At 40.1% G+C, this 1,587-nt stretch carries 1 protein-coding gene; it reads left to right on the forward strand.

Features of this window, described 5'->3' with window-relative positions; all coding sequences use genetic code 11:
* Positions 1-39: 39 nt before the first annotated feature.
* Positions 40-1,587, forward strand: a 1,548-nt coding sequence (locus BIZ39_RS21670) for an SNF2-related protein (protein ID WP_187448092.1), incomplete at its 3' end; no start/stop codon positions are given.

Genomic DNA, 1,587 nt, shown 5'->3' on the forward strand with positions numbered 1-1,587 from the left:
AAATTGTACGGCGCAATATCGGGTAGAGGTAATGGATTCATGCGTGAATGTGCATCATTTGGCGCTTTGCTCGGTCTAGAGGTCGATTACGAAGAAGGTGTATCAGAACGTGTTGCGCTCAAACAGGGAATATCTCCGGTAGAGCCTAGCTGGGAAAAAGCACAGATATTTTCTGAAAGGCTTAATTCGCCTGTTGAAAATAAGCCCAAAGTCGAAACACCATCCGATGCGTTAATCGCTAGTTTGAAGTTTAAAGGCAAAGTCGATTTACCCTATATGACGGAAATTAGCGGCCTACCAGAAAATGATTTATTGCAAAGCTTAACGGGTGCAATATTTTTCAACCCAATCAGAAAGGCCTACGAATATAAGGATCTTTATCTCTCGGGCAATGTGATTAAAAAGATTAAGGACGCAGAAGCGAACCTAAGCGAATATCCCCAGCTACAAGGCAATATAAACGCACTAAAAGAAATCGCGCCTGAAAAACTCAATGCAGGAGAAATTACGGTCGCGTTTGGCGCGCCGTGGCTACCTGATGAATACCTAAAGGACTTTATTCACCATTTACTACAAATAAAAAATGACTACTTGGAGCAGGCCAGTACTAATTATGTCGCTGGCAGGTGGGTAACTAACATCGAAAGTTATCATGTGGATTGGTCTAGGAATACTACAACGTATGGAAACCACAGAGTTAATGCAGTTGATATTATCAAAAAGTTACTGAATTTCGCGCCACTTAAAGTGGTAGATAGAAACTCAAACGGCAAACCCATCATCAATAAAACTGAAACTGAATTACTACAAAACAACGCAGAACGAATCAAGGATGAATGGGGAAAATGGATCTTTGCTTGTCCGGTCAGAAAAGAAACGCTAACCGAACTCTACAATCAACAATTCAACGCTTTCGTAGAGCCTGTTTTTGACGGCTCAATATTAACCGACGATGAAGGTTATTTACCCGGTCAAAACCGAACAATAAAAGCGCGACCTCACCAATTATCCTGCATTATGCGTGGCGTTATGACAAAAAGCTTATTGTGTGATGCCAGTGTGGGGGCTGGAAAAACACTGATTTCATTAAGCCTTATCTCGATGCTTTATCAACTGCAAAAACAAAATAAAGGGCAGAGATTTAAAGCTATGATTGTCGTGCCAAATCATTTAATCAATAACTGGATAAATGAAATCAACAAGTTTTATCCCTCACTCGCTAGCAAGGTGCTCGTAGGTACTGAGTACATGACTTCTAAGAAACAACGTGAAGCTTTTTTGGCAAACATTGCTTTTGGTGATTGGCCTATCGTGCTAATTACTCGCTCCACGTTCGGCCTGATCCCTTGCTCAGATGATTACACAACGGGCTTTATTCAAGACTACATAGAAGAAGTCGAAGAACAAATAAAAAGCACTGATGATAAACTCACCCTTAGAGAGTTAGAAAAAGTTAAACGCTCACTAAATTCAAAAATGCTCAGTGTCTTAAACCGACAGAAGAAAGACAAAACTAATTTTTGTTTTGAAAAACTTGGTATTCAACAAATCGTTGTTGATGAAATACACGAGGGGGGCTTAAAAAAC

Origin of the sequence: Alteromonas sp. BZK5 (genome assembly GCF_014349115.1) — a bacterium.
Classification (GTDB): Bacteria; Pseudomonadota; Gammaproteobacteria; order Enterobacterales; family Alteromonadaceae; genus Alteromonas; species Alteromonas macleodii.